At 66.9% G+C, this 13,713-nt stretch carries 13 protein-coding genes; 7 read left to right on the top strand and 6 right to left on the bottom strand.

Annotated elements, in window-relative coordinates; all coding sequences use genetic code 11:
* Nucleotides 1-2 precede the first annotated feature (2 nt).
* From ipdC to AC1U2B_RS26125, 4 genes are all read left to right on the top strand, one after another.
* Nucleotides 3-1,073, top strand: coding sequence for a (3aS,4S,5R,7aS)-5-hydroxy-7a-methyl-1-oxo-octahydro-1H-indene-4-carboxyl-CoA dehydrogenase (gene ipdC, locus AC1U2B_RS26140; RefSeq protein ID WP_043400327.1), 1,071 nt, complete (start codon nt 3-5; stop codon nt 1,071-1,073).
* Between the two features lie 297 nt (nt 1,074-1,370).
* The gene (locus AC1U2B_RS26135; RefSeq protein WP_260936443.1) at nt 1,371-1,505 is read left to right on the top strand and encodes a hypothetical protein; all 135 of its coding nucleotides are present in this window, start codon (nt 1,371-1,373) and stop codon (nt 1,503-1,505) included.
* Entirely contained in the window at nt 1,502-2,335 is an 834-nt protein-coding gene (locus AC1U2B_RS26130) for a lysophospholipid acyltransferase family protein (RefSeq protein ID WP_480219076.1), read from the top strand. Before AC1U2B_RS26135 ends, AC1U2B_RS26130 begins: the two co-directional genes overlap by 4 nt.
* A gap of 100 nt (nt 2,336-2,435) precedes the next feature.
* Nucleotides 2,436-3,428 carry an FUSC family protein gene (locus AC1U2B_RS26125; protein ID WP_480219075.1) on the top strand — a complete coding sequence of 331 codons (993 nt, stop codon included), beginning with the start codon at nt 2,436-2,438 and terminating at the stop codon, nt 3,426-3,428.
* Between the two features lie 34 nt (nt 3,429-3,462).
* Here AC1U2B_RS26125 and AC1U2B_RS26120 read toward each other — a convergent pair whose 3' ends face one another.
* The gene (locus AC1U2B_RS26120; protein ID WP_480219074.1) at nt 3,463-4,722 is read right to left on the bottom strand and encodes an HNH endonuclease signature motif containing protein; all 1,260 of its coding nucleotides are present in this window, start codon (nt 4,720-4,722) and stop codon (nt 3,463-3,465) included.
* A gap of 83 nt (nt 4,723-4,805) precedes the next feature.
* Nucleotides 4,806-7,109: an FdhF/YdeP family oxidoreductase gene (locus tag AC1U2B_RS26115; protein WP_480219073.1), complete on the bottom strand. Its 2,304-nt coding sequence runs from the start codon at nt 7,107-7,109 to the stop codon at nt 4,806-4,808.
* 93 nt (nt 7,110-7,202) lie between these two features.
* On the opposite strand from AC1U2B_RS26115, the gene AC1U2B_RS26110 reads away from it, so the two are divergent.
* Nucleotides 7,203-8,099 (top strand): LysR family transcriptional regulator, encoded by an 897-nt coding sequence (locus tag AC1U2B_RS26110; RefSeq protein WP_480219072.1) that lies wholly within the window; start codon nt 7,203-7,205, stop codon nt 8,097-8,099.
* Here the strand turns inward: AC1U2B_RS26110 and AC1U2B_RS26105 are convergent.
* Genes AC1U2B_RS26105 through AC1U2B_RS26095 form a run of 3 tightly spaced genes read right to left on the bottom strand, consistent with a single transcriptional unit; the run spans nt 8,096 to nt 11,424 of the window.
* Nucleotides 8,096-9,058 carry a cation diffusion facilitator family transporter gene (locus AC1U2B_RS26105; RefSeq protein ID WP_480219071.1) on the bottom strand — a complete coding sequence of 321 codons (963 nt, stop codon included), beginning with the start codon at nt 9,056-9,058 and terminating at the stop codon, nt 8,096-8,098. The genes AC1U2B_RS26110 and AC1U2B_RS26105 overlap by 4 nt on opposite strands.
* Before the next feature lie 20 nt (nt 9,059-9,078).
* Nucleotides 9,079-10,611: a WS/DGAT/MGAT family O-acyltransferase gene (locus AC1U2B_RS26100; RefSeq protein WP_480219070.1), complete on the bottom strand. Its 1,533-nt coding sequence runs from the start codon at nt 10,609-10,611 to the stop codon at nt 9,079-9,081.
* Between the two features lie 30 nt (nt 10,612-10,641).
* On the bottom strand, nt 10,642-11,424 hold the full coding sequence (locus AC1U2B_RS26095) for an SDR family NAD(P)-dependent oxidoreductase (protein WP_480219069.1): 783 nt from the start codon (nt 11,422-11,424) through the stop codon (nt 10,642-10,644).
* Between the two features lie 137 nt (nt 11,425-11,561).
* Here AC1U2B_RS26095 and AC1U2B_RS26090 point away from each other — a divergent pair, with 137 nt between their 5' ends.
* On the top strand, nt 11,562-12,137 hold the full coding sequence (locus tag AC1U2B_RS26090) for a QsdR family transcriptional regulator (protein WP_051955136.1): 576 nt from the start codon (nt 11,562-11,564) through the stop codon (nt 12,135-12,137).
* A 65-nt stretch (nt 12,138-12,202) separates the two neighbouring features.
* On the top strand, nt 12,203-12,442 hold the full coding sequence (locus AC1U2B_RS26085) for a hypothetical protein (protein WP_480219068.1): 240 nt from the start codon (nt 12,203-12,205) through the stop codon (nt 12,440-12,442).
* 79 nt (nt 12,443-12,521) lie between these two features.
* On the opposite strand, the gene fadA6 is transcribed toward AC1U2B_RS26085, so the two are convergent.
* Nucleotides 12,522-13,676, bottom strand: a complete 1,155-nt coding sequence (gene fadA6 / locus AC1U2B_RS26080) for a steroid 3-ketoacyl-CoA thiolase FadA6 (protein WP_043984562.1) — start codon at nt 13,674-13,676, stop codon at nt 12,522-12,524.
* Nucleotides 13,677-13,713: the final 37 nt, after the last annotated feature.

Raw genomic sequence — 13,713 nt, 5'->3', positions numbered from 1 at the left:
TCATGTCCAAGCTCAAGACCCCGCTGACCGAGTTGGTCGGCATCGAGTACCCGGTCGTGCAGACCGGCATGGGCTGGGTGGCCGGTGCGCGTCTGGTCGCGGCCACCTCCAACGCCGGTGGTCTCGGCATTCTGGCGTCGGCGACGATGACGCTGGAAGAGCTGCAGACCGCCGTCGCCAAGGTCAAGGCGGCCACCGACAAGCCGTTCGGCATCAACATGCGTGCCGACGCCGGCGATGCGGCTGCCCGCTGCGACCTCCTGATCCGCGAAGGAGTCAAAGTCGCCTCCTTCGCCCTGGCTCCCAAGCCCGAGCTGATCGCCAAGCTGAAAGACGCAGGCGTCGTGGTGATCCCGTCGGTCGGCCTGGCCAAGCACGCCAAGAAGGTGGCGAGCTGGGGTGCCGACGCGGTGATCGTGCAGGGCGGCGAGGGCGGTGGCCACACCGGCCCGATCGCCACCACGCTGCTGCTGCCGTCGGTGCTCGACGCGGTCAAGGACACCGGCATGCCGGTGATCGCCGCGGGTGGCTTCTTCGACGGCCGTGGCCTGGCGGCCGCGCTGTCCTACGGCGCCGCCGGCGTCGCGATGGGCACGCGGTTCCTGCTCACCTCGGACTCGACGGTGCCCGATGCGGTCAAGCAGCGGTACCTGGACGCCGCGCTGGACGGCACCGTGGTGTCGACCCGCGTCGACGGCATGCCGCACCGCGTGCTGCGTACGGGCCTGGTGGAGAAGCTCGAAAGCGGCTCCCCCGTGCGGGGTTTCGCCGCCGCGATCGGCAACGCCCAGAAGTTCAAGAAGATGTCCGGCATGACCTGGCGGTCGATGGTCAAGGACGGCCTGGCCATGCGCCACGGCAAGGACCTGACCTGGTCGCAGGTCGTCATGGCGGCCAACACCCCGATGCTGCTGAAAGCCGGTCTGGTGGAAGGCAACACCGAAGCGGGCGTGCTGGCCTCGGGCCAGGTGGCGGGCATCATCGACAGCCTGCCGTCATGCGCCGAGCTGGTGCCCCAGATCGCCGCCGAGGCCATCGAGCATCTGCAGGCTGCCACCAGCTACATCGTGTAGGTCAACTTCTCTGCGCGAGCAGACATAAAACTGCCCCTTTTCAAGCGAAAAGGGGCAGTTTTATGTCTGCTGGCGGGATTACTCGCGGGACCCGTCGGCCACCAGCAACGTTCCGCCGGTGCGTCAACTGCTGGGGATCGCGTTGGCTTCTCGCGACAACATATCCGCGAAATAGCGCCAGATCTTCGGCCGCTGGGGATGTCGCCGCCACCCTCCGGCCTCCGTAACGTAGCCATCGACCACAGCGGCAAGGTTCCTACCTGCACAGGCTCGACATCCGCACCAGAGAGGCGTCGCATGACTGTCATCGGCGGTGTGGCCTACGTCGTCGTCACCTTGCTCCCCGTTTTGACCCTTGCCGCGATCAACGCCATGGTCCGCGCGATCGGTAGGCGCCGCGGACGGCCAGACCCCGCAAACGAGGACTCATGACCACGCTGACCGCCGCCCCCAACCCGGCCGCCGCCCCGAGCGTCCCCAACCCGACCTTCATGCGGTATGTCCAGAACCCGATCTGGAACTTCCTGTGTGACCACTATTTCCGGCTCGAGGTCGACGGCTGGCACAAGGTGCCCGACGAGCCGTCGCTGCTGATCGGTATCCACTCCGGCGGCTCCCTGACCATGGATGCCTGGACCCTGGTGCATTCCTGGTACCGGCATTTCGACGGGCAGCGGGTCCTGCACGGCACCGCGCACGACGTGCTGATGGGCGCGCCCGGTCTCGGTGACTACTTCCGCGCCGTCGGGGTCATCCCGGCTTCGCGCGACGGTGTCACGGGCGCTTTGGCCGCCGGCCGTGACGTCGTGGTGTGGCCCGGCGGCGAACTCGACGCCATGCGCACCTGGCGCGACCGCGACAAGGCGGTGCTCGCCGGCCGCAAAGGCTTTGTGAAGCAAGCGATCCGGTCCGGTGTGCCGATCGTGCCCGTCGCGACGATCGGTGGCCACGACACCGTCTTCGTGTTGAACGAAGGCAAGTTCCTCGCCAAGTGGAGCGGCCTCGGCAAGCGCTTGCGCGGCGCCAACATGCCGATCATCGCCGGCTTCCCGTTCCCGCTCGCCATCGAAATCCTGCCCGCGCATCTGCCACTGCCCGCGAAGATCCGCACCGAACTGCTCGACCCGATCTACGTCGACACCGACCCCGAGCGGGCGAACGATGCCGCGTACGTCGACAAGGTGTACGACGAAGTGCAGTTCGCGATCCAGTCCGGCATGGATCGGCTGGCCAAGCGCCGCAGCTTCCCCGTGCTGGGGTAATAGGCGCAACCGATCAGTTGCTCGGAACTTCCACTTTGACGGTCACTCCCCTGGTACGACAACCTGATTGAGTCAGTCGTTCATCGATCGGAGTGGGCCCATGCGCACGGTCTATACGCGCGTGCGCAGGGCCATGACCCCGCCGATGGAGGACCACCGCCCGGCCTTGCGGGTGGCGCTCGGTCTGGCTATCCCCGGCATCGCCCTGCTGGCAGCCGGGCGCCCCGACCTGATCATCTACGCGGTGTTCGGTGCGATCACCGGCATGTACGGCCGCACCGAAACCCGCGGCCGCCGGTTCGCACACCAGACGCAGGGCGCGGTGATCCTGGTCCTCGGCGTGGCCATCGGGGTGGCGCTGGCCAATTCCCATGTGCCACCGGCGGTCCTGGTCATCGCCGCCGTGACATTCGCGTCCGTCGGATCGGTGGTGACCGACTACCTCGCGCTCAAACCGGAGGGTCCGTTCTACGGCGTCTTCGCGCTTGGCGCCATCGCCACGGTGCCGGCCGGCCGGGTGGCGCCGGCGTCCGCGATATTGCTCTGTGCTGCAACAGCTCTACTGTCTGTCCTGCTCGGCGTTCTCGATGCGCCCCGCGCAGCGGAGCCGGTGACCCGACTGGCGTTGCCGAACCGTCGCGACGTGCTGATCCACGCGGGCCGCTACGCGCTCTCCATCACAGCGGCGGGTACCGCCGGCCTGGCTCTGGGTGTCGACCATGCCAACTGGGCCATTGCAGCGGCAGCCGGGCCGCTCGCCGCGGCGGATGCCAGCGGTCGCATCAGGCGCGGAATCCACCGCCTCGGCGGCACTTTCATCGGCCTCGCCGTGGCGGCCGCGCTACTCGTGCCCGGGCCCAGCGAGTACGTGCTGGCCATCTGTGTCATGGCGCTGCTGTTTCCCACCGAATTGTTCATGGCCCACCACCATGCGGTCGCGCTCGGCTTCTTCACGCCCTTGATCATGCTGATGACCGATCTGGCCGTGCCCACCGAGCCGCTTGTGCTGCTGGCCGATCGCGGCATCGACACCATCATCGGCGTCACCGCCGCGATCGCTGTATCGATGCTGCTGCCCGGCACCCGCGAATAGGCGTCGCGCGTGGCCAGTTCCGTTGGCGCTCCGCCTAGTTGGTCGACGGTGTTGGTGGTGGTTCGAATGGTTGATACCACCACCATTGCGCGCGTTCCCCGGTCGGTCCGGGGCACGGCGGAACATCGGGCGGCGGTGTGGTGGGTGGCCGGGCCAGTGATCGGTTGCTCAAGGGCCGTCCGGCTGCGTCGGTCACGACCAGCCCGTCGGCAGGGCCCCTGATGGTGATGCCACCCCGGTGGTGCAACCGGTGATGGTAGGGACACACCAACACCAAATTGTGCAGTTCGGTGACCCCGCCGTCCTCCCAATGAATGACGTGGTGCGCGTGCAAACCCCGGGTGGCCCCGCAGCCCGGAACCACACAGCAGCGGTCGCGATGCTCCAGCGCCCGGCGCAGCCGTCGGCTGATGGTGCGGGTCGTGCGGCCCGCACCGATCGGCTGCCCGTGGCGCTGCAGCCATACCTCGCATGTCGCATCGCACAACAACAGCCGACGTTCCTCATCGGTGAGCACCGACCCCACATGCAGAGCGGCCGAGCGCTGTTCGATGTCCAGGTGCACCACGACGGTGGTGTGCTGCCCGTGCGGCCGACGTTCCACATCGCTGTCCCACCCGGATTCGACCAGGCTCATGAACCCGTCCACCTGATTCGGGAACGGCGGCGCCGCCTCCGACACACCCTCGTCGTTCTCGTGGTCACGTTTCCAGTCCGCGACCAACGCATCCTGGTGCGAAGCCAGCGCGGCATCGAACTTCGCCGCCTCCAGCTTCGGCAACCTGACCGTGTACGTCGTCGACCCGTCATCGTGGGTGGCCTTCTTGATCGACCGCTCGGGTTCGGGCGTCGACTCCGACTCCGGCTCCGGGCACGGCTCGAGCTTCACGGCCTTGCGCAACTGGGTGACGGTGGCACTTTCTGCGAACTGGGCGTAGTGCTCATCAGAACCGTCCGCGGCGTGTTCGGCGACGACGCCGACCTGATCCAACGACAACCGGCCCTCGCGCATCGCCTCAGCGCACCGCGGGAACTCCTCGATGCGGTGCGCGACCGCCACCATCACCTCCGCATTGCGCGGCGACACCCCGGTTTTCCACGCCATCAACGCCGTGAGCGACCGGGCTCCGGTGGCGCCCCACAACCCATCGCGGTCGATCTCGGCCGCAATCTCCACCAGGCGCGCGTCGATCGCGTTGCGCTGCCCGGTCAGCTCACCGATCTCATCGAAGTACGCATCCATACGCTCACACGGCGACGCCTCAACATCGAAAGCCGTTGCGGTGCTGGACATGACACCATCAAAGCAGAAGGCACCGACAAGTTTTCGCTCTTGAAAACACCCCGGGCGTGAAGCCCGGATGCGCCGAGAAGCTTCTAGTCTCCCGCCGACTTCGTCACCGTCACCTTGACGTTCTTCATGATGGGCTGATCGCTCTGCGTGCTGAAATCGCCGATGGCGCACAGCACATTCATCTCGGGCATGTACCCGGCTGCGTTGCCGCGCGGGATGCCGTACGGCACCGCCTTGTAGCGGCGCAGCGAGCGGACGCTGCCGTCACGCGCCGTCGCGACGATGTCGACGTCGTCGAATTCTTTGATCCCGCGGTCGCCCATGTCCCGCTCGTTCATGAAGATCAGCGTGCGCAGGTTCTTGATGCCGCGGTACCGGTCGTTGTCGGAGTAGACGGTGGTGTTCCACTGATCATGCGACCGCAGCGTCGCCAGGATCAGGGTGCCTTCGCTGACGGTGTCGTCGGGCAACTCGACCGCGGAGAACTCGGCGCGGCCGGACGGGGTGAGGAAGATCAGCTCCCGCGCGGGCTGCTTGATCCGGAAGCCCAGCGGCAGCCGAACCCGACGGTTGAAGTCCTCAAAACCGTTGAGCACCTTGGCCATGGTGTCGCGGATGCGGTCGTAGTCCTCGACATACCAGTGCCACGGCGTCTGGCTCTGCGGCAGCGCGGCCGCGGCGATACCGGCGATGATCGCCGGCTCGGACAGCAGGTGCGGCGATGCCGGCTTCTTCATGCCGACCGACAGGTGCACCATGCTCATCGAGTCCTCGACCGAGGTCGACTGGATGCCCTCCTTCTGGTGGTCTTTCTCGGTGCGGCCCAGGCACGGCAGGATCAGGGCCTGCCGACCGTGAATCACGTGGCTGCGGTTGAGTTTTGTGCTGACCTGCACGGTGAGGTCGCATTTCTGCAGCCCCTCGAAGGTGTACGCGGTGTCGGGTGCCGCGCTGGCGAAATTGCCGCCCATGCCGATGAACACCTTGACGTCGCCGGTGTGCATGCCCTCGATGGTGTGGACGGTGTCGAGGCCGTGCGCGCGGGGTGGATCGATGCCGCAGACCTCACCGAGCCGCTCCAGGAAGGCCTCGGCCGGCCGGTGGTCGATACCGCAGGTGCGGTTGCCCTGCACGTTGCTGTGGCCGCGCACCGGCGAGGGGCCGGCGCCCTCACGGCCCAGATTGCCGCGCAGCAGAAGCAGATTCACGATCTCCCGGACGCTGTCGACGCCGTGTTCGTGCTGGGTGACACCGAGGCACCAGCTGATGATGCTGCGGTCGGCGTCGCGGTAAATCTTGGCGGCCCTGCGGATATCGCGCTCCGACACCCCGGACTTGTAGACGATCTCATCCCACGAGGTGGCCTCGACCGCGGCCCGGTAGGCCTCGAACCCGGTGGTGTACCGCTCGATGAACTCGATGTCGAGCGCCTTCGGATCCGTTTCCGACTGTTCCAGAACAACTTTGGCGATGCCACGGATCAGGGCCATGTCCCCGCCGATCCGGGGCTGCAGGTTCAGCGTGCTGGTCTTGGTGGACTTGAACGTCGCCATCCGCAGGAAGTCGTGCGGGATGATGGTCTTGGTGGCACCGGCCTCGACGAGCGGGTTGATGTGCACGATCTGCGCGCCGCGGCGGTAGGCCTCCGACAGCGCGGTGAGCATGCGCGGCGCATTGGAGGCGGCGTTGACTCCGATGACGAACAGGGCGTCCGCGGCCTCCCAGTCTTCGAGATCGACGGTGCCCTTGCCGGTGCCCAGCGACGCCTGCATGGCGCGGCCGCTGGCCTCGTGGCACATGTTGGAGCAGTCGGGCAGATTGTTGGTCCCCAACTCCCGGGCCAGCAGCTGATAGAGGAACGTCGCCTCGTTGCCGAGCCGGCCCGAGGTGTAGTACGACGCCTGGTTCGGGTCATCGAGATCGGCCAGGGCCCGGCCGACGAGATCGAAAGCGTCGCGCCAGCTGATGGGCTTGTACCGGTCGGTCGCGGCGTCGTACACCATCGGCTCAGTGAGCCGGCCCGTGTCTTCGAGCGCGAAGTCACTCCACTCCGCCAGTTCCGAAACCGTGTGCTGGGCAAAGAATTCCGGCCCGCAGCGCTTGTGCGTCATCTCCCACGTGACGTGCTTGATGCCGTTCTCGCAGATGTCGAGCTTGAGGCCCTTCATGTCGTCGGGCCAGGCACAGCCGGGGCAGTCGAAGCCGCCGTCCTCGTGGTTCATCTTCATGATCGCGTGTGGCCCACTGATGGGCTCGCGCTCGCGGGCCAGGAACTTCGTGACGCTGATCGCCGCGCCCCAACCGGCGGCGGGATGGTGATAGGGCTTGAACTCAGGTTCGCCGTGCTCGTCTGACTCGGTACGCTGCTCAGTGCTCCGGTCGGTCATGGGCTCAAGTCTGCTCGGCAGAGGACGCCCACGTCCAAGGGCAATTTCCGTGAGTCTGATAGGCGCCGCCTATCAGACGTGGTCGAATAGTCCATGCTCTTCCGCCAGCTCGAATATTTCGTGGCGCTCGCCCGCGAGAAGCACTTCGCGCGCGCGGCTGCGGCCTGCTACGTGTCGCAGCCGGCACTGTCCGAAGCGATCCGCAAGCTCGAGAACGAGCTCAAGGTTCCGCTGGTGCGGCGCGGGCAGAACTACGAAGGTCTGACGCCCGAAGGCGAACGGCTGGTGTTGTGGGCCCGCCGGATTCTGGCCGATCACGACGCGCTCATCCACGAGGTCGCCGCGTTGCAGACCGGCCTGACCGGCGAGCTGCGGCTCGGCGTCATCCCCGCGGCCTCCGGCACCGTGGCACTGCTGACCGATCCGTTCTGCCTCGAACATCCTTTGGTACGAGTGCAATTGGAGAGCAGCCTGCGTTCGGCGGGCATCGTCGAACGCATAGGCCGCTTCGAACTCGACGCTGGAATCATCTACCCAGACGGCGTCGACACCGCGGGCCTGACGGTGACGCCGCTGTACGAGGAACGACAGGTGCTCATCGCCGGCGCCGACCTGCTTGCCGGCCAAGCTGATCCGGTCACCTGGGCCGACGCCCTCGAATTGCCACTGTGTCTGTTGAACACCGGGATGCGGGGCCGTCAGCTGCTCGACGACGCGCTGTCCGCCCACGGCTTGACCGCGACGCCGCGACTCGAGGCCGATTCGGTGGTGTCCCTGCTGGCCCACGTCAGCGGCGGCCGGTGGGCGAGCATCATCCCGCAGACCTGGCTGCACACGCTGCGAACGCCGGACGGAGTGCGGACGGTGCCATTGGACGATCCACAGGTGACGGCGACGGTCGCGCTGGTCACCAGTGCCGCCGAACCCGGCTCGGTGCTGGCGCGCGCGCTGGTCGCGACCACGCGCCGCGCAACGATCAACCCCGACTAGCGATACCAATCGGGCAACTGGACGGGGCGCAGATCCGTCGTGTCACCCGGGCGGGTCAACGTCAGCACGGCCCGCACGATCTCGGGGCGAGCAGCCAACGCGTCGGCGACGAGGTTGAGCTGGGCGGCCACGTTCGATTCGGCCGCGTCGCCGACGAGGTCGACGGCCGCGACGAGATAGATCCGATCCGCGCCAACCCATTCCATGTGCAGATAGCTGACCCGCTCGATATCCTCATGGTCCAGCAGGGCACGCAGTGCATTGTTGCGGGCGAGCGGGGTGACACTCTCCCCCGTCAGGAAATCCATGTTGCGCCCGATGAGAAACAGCGCGACGGCGCCGAGCAGTACACCGACCAGGATTGAGCCGATGGCGTCCCAGACCGCATTGCCGGTGAGCTGGTGCGCCAGGATGCCGCACGTCGCGATGACGAGGCCGATGAGGGCCGAGAGGTCCTCGGCGAACACCGCGCGCAGCATGGGGTTCGACGTGACACGGATATAGCGCAGCGGATGGATTCGTCGCTCGAGCGCGCCAGACTTGGTCTGCGACAACGCCTGCAGGAACGAGGATCCCTCCAGCACGAAGGAGACCGCGAGCACCGCATAGGCCCACCCGTAGGACGTCGCCTCGGCCTCGCCGTGCAGCGACTGGATGCCGTGCGAGATCGACACCACGGCGCCCACGGTGAACAACCCGAAGGCCGCGAACATCGACCAGATGTATCCGGCTCTGCCGTAGCCCAGTCGATGCTCGGCGTCGGCCGGCTTGTCCGACTTGCGGGTGCCGATCAGCAGGAACACCTCGTTGCCGGTGTCGGCCCAGGAATGCGCTGACTCGGCGAGCATCGAGGCGCTCCCGGTGACGACGGCCGCGGCGGTTTTCGACACCGCGATCAGAGCATTGGCACCGAGCGCGACGACGACTGTCAGGAGACTCTCGCCGCCCGAATCACTCATGCCCTGAACAGTAGAGCCCGTCAGTAGGCGTCGCCGGGCTGAACAGCCCGGACCGGTCCGCGGCGCGGTGCCGCGGGCTGCGGCTCCTGCGCCCACTGCGCACCGCTGGCCTCCATCAGCCGGCCGATCTCGTCGATGTGCATGTCCGCCAGGTCCCACACGTCGGGCACCAGTTCGCGGTCGACGATGAAGCCGAAGTCCAGGCGGTCCAGGTAGCTCACCACGGTGATGTTGAGCCCCTGCCCTTCGGTGACGATCGACACCGGGAACTGATTGACCAGCTGCGCCCCCGCGAAGTACAGCGGCTTTCGCGGACCGGGCACGTTCGAGATCACGAGGTTGAACGGCGTAGCGGCAATCCGGTGGGCCAGTCCGAAGCGGGACGCCAGCCGCATCGCGGATGTCGACAGCACCGGGGCCGAGACCTGCGCCATGTCGCCGAGCTGACTGGCGGGCACGAGATCCAGCAGCCGCTTCGCGTCGAGCATCGCCTCGCGGCAGCGGGCCACGCGCTCGAGCGGGTCCTCGCAGTCGGTCGGCAGTTCGGGGAAGATCGCCGAGACCCGGTTGGTCCACGGGTCCTCCTCGTCGCCGGTGCGGATGGACACCGGCACCATGGCGCGCAACGGTCCGTCCGGCAGTGCATCGTGGGCCAGGAGGTACTGGCGCAGAGCACCTGCACAGATCGCCATCACGATGTCGTTGACCGTGCCACCGGTAGCGGTCTTGAGCTGCTTGACGTTCTCGAGCGACGCCGTGCGCATGGCGAAGCGCCGGTGTCCGGTGATGGTCTTGTTCCACGGCGTGGGAGGCGCGGATGAGGTCGGCAGCGGGATCTTCGGCCCATCTTCTTTGCCAAGGCGGGCAAGGGATTTGATGGCCGAGCCGGCCTTGCTGGCAGCGCTGCCGACACTGTCGATGCCGGCCGCGTCGGCGAGCTGACCGACCAACCGCGTCTGGAACCGCAGCGCCTTGGCGGGATGACCGGCAAGGTTGATGACGGCCTTCCGCAAGAGTTCGATGCTGCCGGGCACTGCCTCGGCTTCCCAATCGGGGCCCGGTCCCGGCGGGGCTGCGTCGGGCACCGTATCGGTGAGGGCGTTGAGCATGATCTGCCCGGCGGCGCCGTCGATGGTGGCGTGATGGTACTTCGTCAGCATCGCCCAGTTCCCGGTGTCGAGCCCGTCGATGACGTACACCTCCCACAGTGGCCTACTGCGGTCCATCGGTCGCCCGACGATGCGGGACACCTGGTCGGCCAACTGGTCGACCATTCCCGGTCGCGCCAAATGGATTTCGCGGACGTGGAAGTCCAGGTCGAAGTTCGGGTCGTCGATCCAGTACGGATGGTCCAGCCCGAGCGGCACCTCCACGAGCCGCCGCCGCAGCGGCGCGAGCTCGCCGACCAACGACCCGAACTTCGCGTGCACCGCGGCGTAGGGGTCGAACTCCTCGTTGGGCCGCTCGAAGATCATCAGCCCGTTGACGTGACCGAACGTCGTCGGCGTCTCCAGGTACAGGAACGTGGCGTCGAGGCCGCTGAGCTGCTTCACGAGTGTTCTTCTCCTTGATGGGTTTTGGGCTCAGCTGGTGAGCAGTCCACCCTCGACGGGCAGGGTGATTCCGGTGACGTAGCTGCTGGCATCGCTGGCCAGGAAGATCAGTGCGGCGCTGAGTTCCTCTGTGCGCCCGAGCCGTCCGGCCAACGTCCGCGGCAGGATGGTCGTCTCGAAGTAGTCGTCCTCGTACTGCTCGGTCATCTCTGAGGCGAAGAAGCCCGGCGCGAGGGCGTTGACGCGGATGCCCTTGCGGCCCGTCCACTGCTGCGCGAGGTCGCGGGTCAAGCCGATCAGCCCGGCCTTCGACGATGCGTAGGCGGCCTGCGGAAGTCCGGCGGTCGTCAGGCCGAGGATGCTGCTGACGTTGATGATCGAGCTGCCCGGCCGCATGTGCGCGGCACATGCTTGCGCCATCCAGTAGCACCCGTTCAGGTTCAGGTCGACGACCGACCGGAACTGCTCGGGCGTTTCGCGCGTCGCCGGGACGGCAGTGCCCACTCCCGCATTGTTCACCAGAATGTCGACGCGCCCGAAGGAATCGACGGCGGCCTGGACCAATGCCTTGCAGTCGTCGGGGTCGGTGACGTCGGTGCGCACCGCGACAGCCTTGCGACCTGCGGCTTCCACCAGCGCCTTGGTCTCGGCGAGACGGTCTTCGCGTCGTGCACCGAGTACGACGTCCGCGCCCGCCTGGGCCAGTGCCTGCGCGAATCCGACGCCGAGGCCACTCGAGGCACCGGTGACGACGGCGACTCGGCCGTCGAGGCGGAAGAGATCAAGGATCGAAGCTGCGTCACTCTGGGTCACTCGTGCATCATATCCAGATATGTTGCATACGCGAGACTGATCGAGATATATCTCACTCGAACATCAACGGCTACCATGATGCGAGGTGCCCGCGACGACACAGGAGGTGCGGTATCACCGAGACACCGCTGGGACGCATGCTCGCGTCGACCGACCGACGCCCCGACCCGATCGAGGCGTTCCGCATCGCGCGCCGCTGGTTCCTCGAGGGTCGTCGCATCGAAATGCAGGAACTGGCAACCGAACTCGGCATCAATCGGGCCACCCTGTTCCGCTGGGTCGGCGGCCGCGACGAACTGCTCGCCGAAATCCTGTGGTCGCTGGCCGAACCCACCCTGCGGGCCTCCATCGACGCGGCACCCGGGCACGGCGCCGCACACATCGCGCGGGCCGTCGGCCACTACGCCACCGTGATCGACGAGTCCGGGTTCTTCCAGGCCTTTCTGCGGCGCGAACCTGAACGTGCGCTGCGGATTCTGGCCACCCGCGCCGGGACCTTCCAAGGCAGGTTGGTCGCGGCGATCGAAGAACTGCTCAACGACGAGATCGCCACGGGTCAGCTCGACCCGCCACTCCCGTCGCGCGATCTCGCGTTTCTCATCGTGCGCATCGTGGAGTCGTTCGTCTACGCCGACATCATCACCGGCGAGCCACTGGAGGTCGGCAAGGCCGAGCAGGCCATCGGCGCGCTGCTGGGTCACCGACCCGCGTAGCCCCTCACCGTCGAGGACCGACATCTCCCATTCCCGGAGGGGCGGGAATCCCCGGCGGCGGCGCGGTGACTGTGACGGTTGCGGTGGCGGTGCTGGCCCGCGTCGACGGGGTCGTCGCCGGCGTCGACGGACCGACCGGAACTCCCGGGATGATCTCCGTTGAGGTCACCGTCGTGCTCGTGCTCGACGTGGGCTTCGACGGCGGCGGCGACTCTTGCGAACAGGCACTTGCACCGAGGACGGCGGCTGCCACGGCCATGAGAACGACGGGTTTGAACATCCTTCCCGAATGCCCGCTCAACTGAGCGCGTAAACAATCTGGCCAGACGCAAAACTGCCCCTCTCCATAAGGAAAGGGGCAGTTTGTGCCTGCGAGCACAGGTATCAGAGGCGCTCGATGATGGTGACGTTGGCGGTGCCGCCACCCTCGCACATCGTCTGCAGGCCGTAGCGACCGCCGGTGCGCTCCAGCTCGTTGAGCATGGTGGCGAACAGCTTGGCACCCGTGGCGCCGAGCGGGTGGCCCAGGGCGATGCCGCCGCCGTTGGGGTTCACCTTCGCCAGGTCGACATTGAGCTCCTTGGCCCACGCCAGCACGACGGACGCGAAGGCCTCGTTGATCTCGACGACGTCGATGTCGTCCATGGTGAGGCCGGTCTTCTCCAGCGCGTACTTGGTCGCGGGGATGGGGCCGGTCAGCATCTTCACCGGGTCGTCGCCGCGGCAGCTGATGTGGTGGATCCGGGCGCGTGGCTTGAGGCCGTGAGCCTTGACCGCCGCCTCCGAGGCCAGCAGCGTGGCCGACGCGCCATCGGAAATCTGGCTGGCCAGCGCGGCGGTCAGCCGGCCGCCCTCGACCAGCACCTTCAGCGAGGCCAATTTCTCCAGGGTGCTCTCGCGCGGACCCTCGTCAACCTTGAAGCCGTCGATCGGGATGATCTCGTTGTCGAAGCGGCCCTCGCGGATCGCGGCAAATGCCCGCTGGTGGCTGTTGAACGCGAACAGCTCCATGTCCTCGCGGGAGATGTCCCACTGCTCCGCGATCATCTCGGCGCCGCGGAACTGCGAAACCTCCTGGTCGCCATAGCGTTCCACCCAGCGCTTCGACTCGTTGGTCGGCGAGGTGAAGCCGAACTGCTCGCCGACGATCATGGCCGAGCTGATCGGAATCTGGCTCATGTTCTGGATACCGGCAGCCAGGATCAGGTCGGCGGTGCCGGACATGATGGCCTGCGCGCCAAAGGAAATGGCCTGCTGCGAGGAACCGCACTGCCGGTCGACGGTGGTGCCGGGCACGCCCTCGTCGTAGCCGGCGGCCAGCCAGGTCAGCCGGCCGATGTTTCCGGCCTGACCACCGATGGCATCGACGCAACCGACGATGACGTCGTCGAACGCGGCGGGGTCGATGTCGTTGCGGGCGAAGATGCCGCGGTACGCCTCCACACCGAGGTCGATCGGGTGGTAACCGGAGAGGCCACCACCTTTCTTGCCGACGGCGGTGCGCACAGCGTCGATGACGTACGCCTCAGATGCGGCCATTTCTCATCTCCTTCTTTGGGTGAAACTCATTTGACGG

Source organism: Mycolicibacterium sp. P4_G11 (assembly GCF_056555145.1).
Note: the sequence above shows the minus strand (reverse complement) of the source record. Positions and strands in the feature narration are given on the sequence as shown.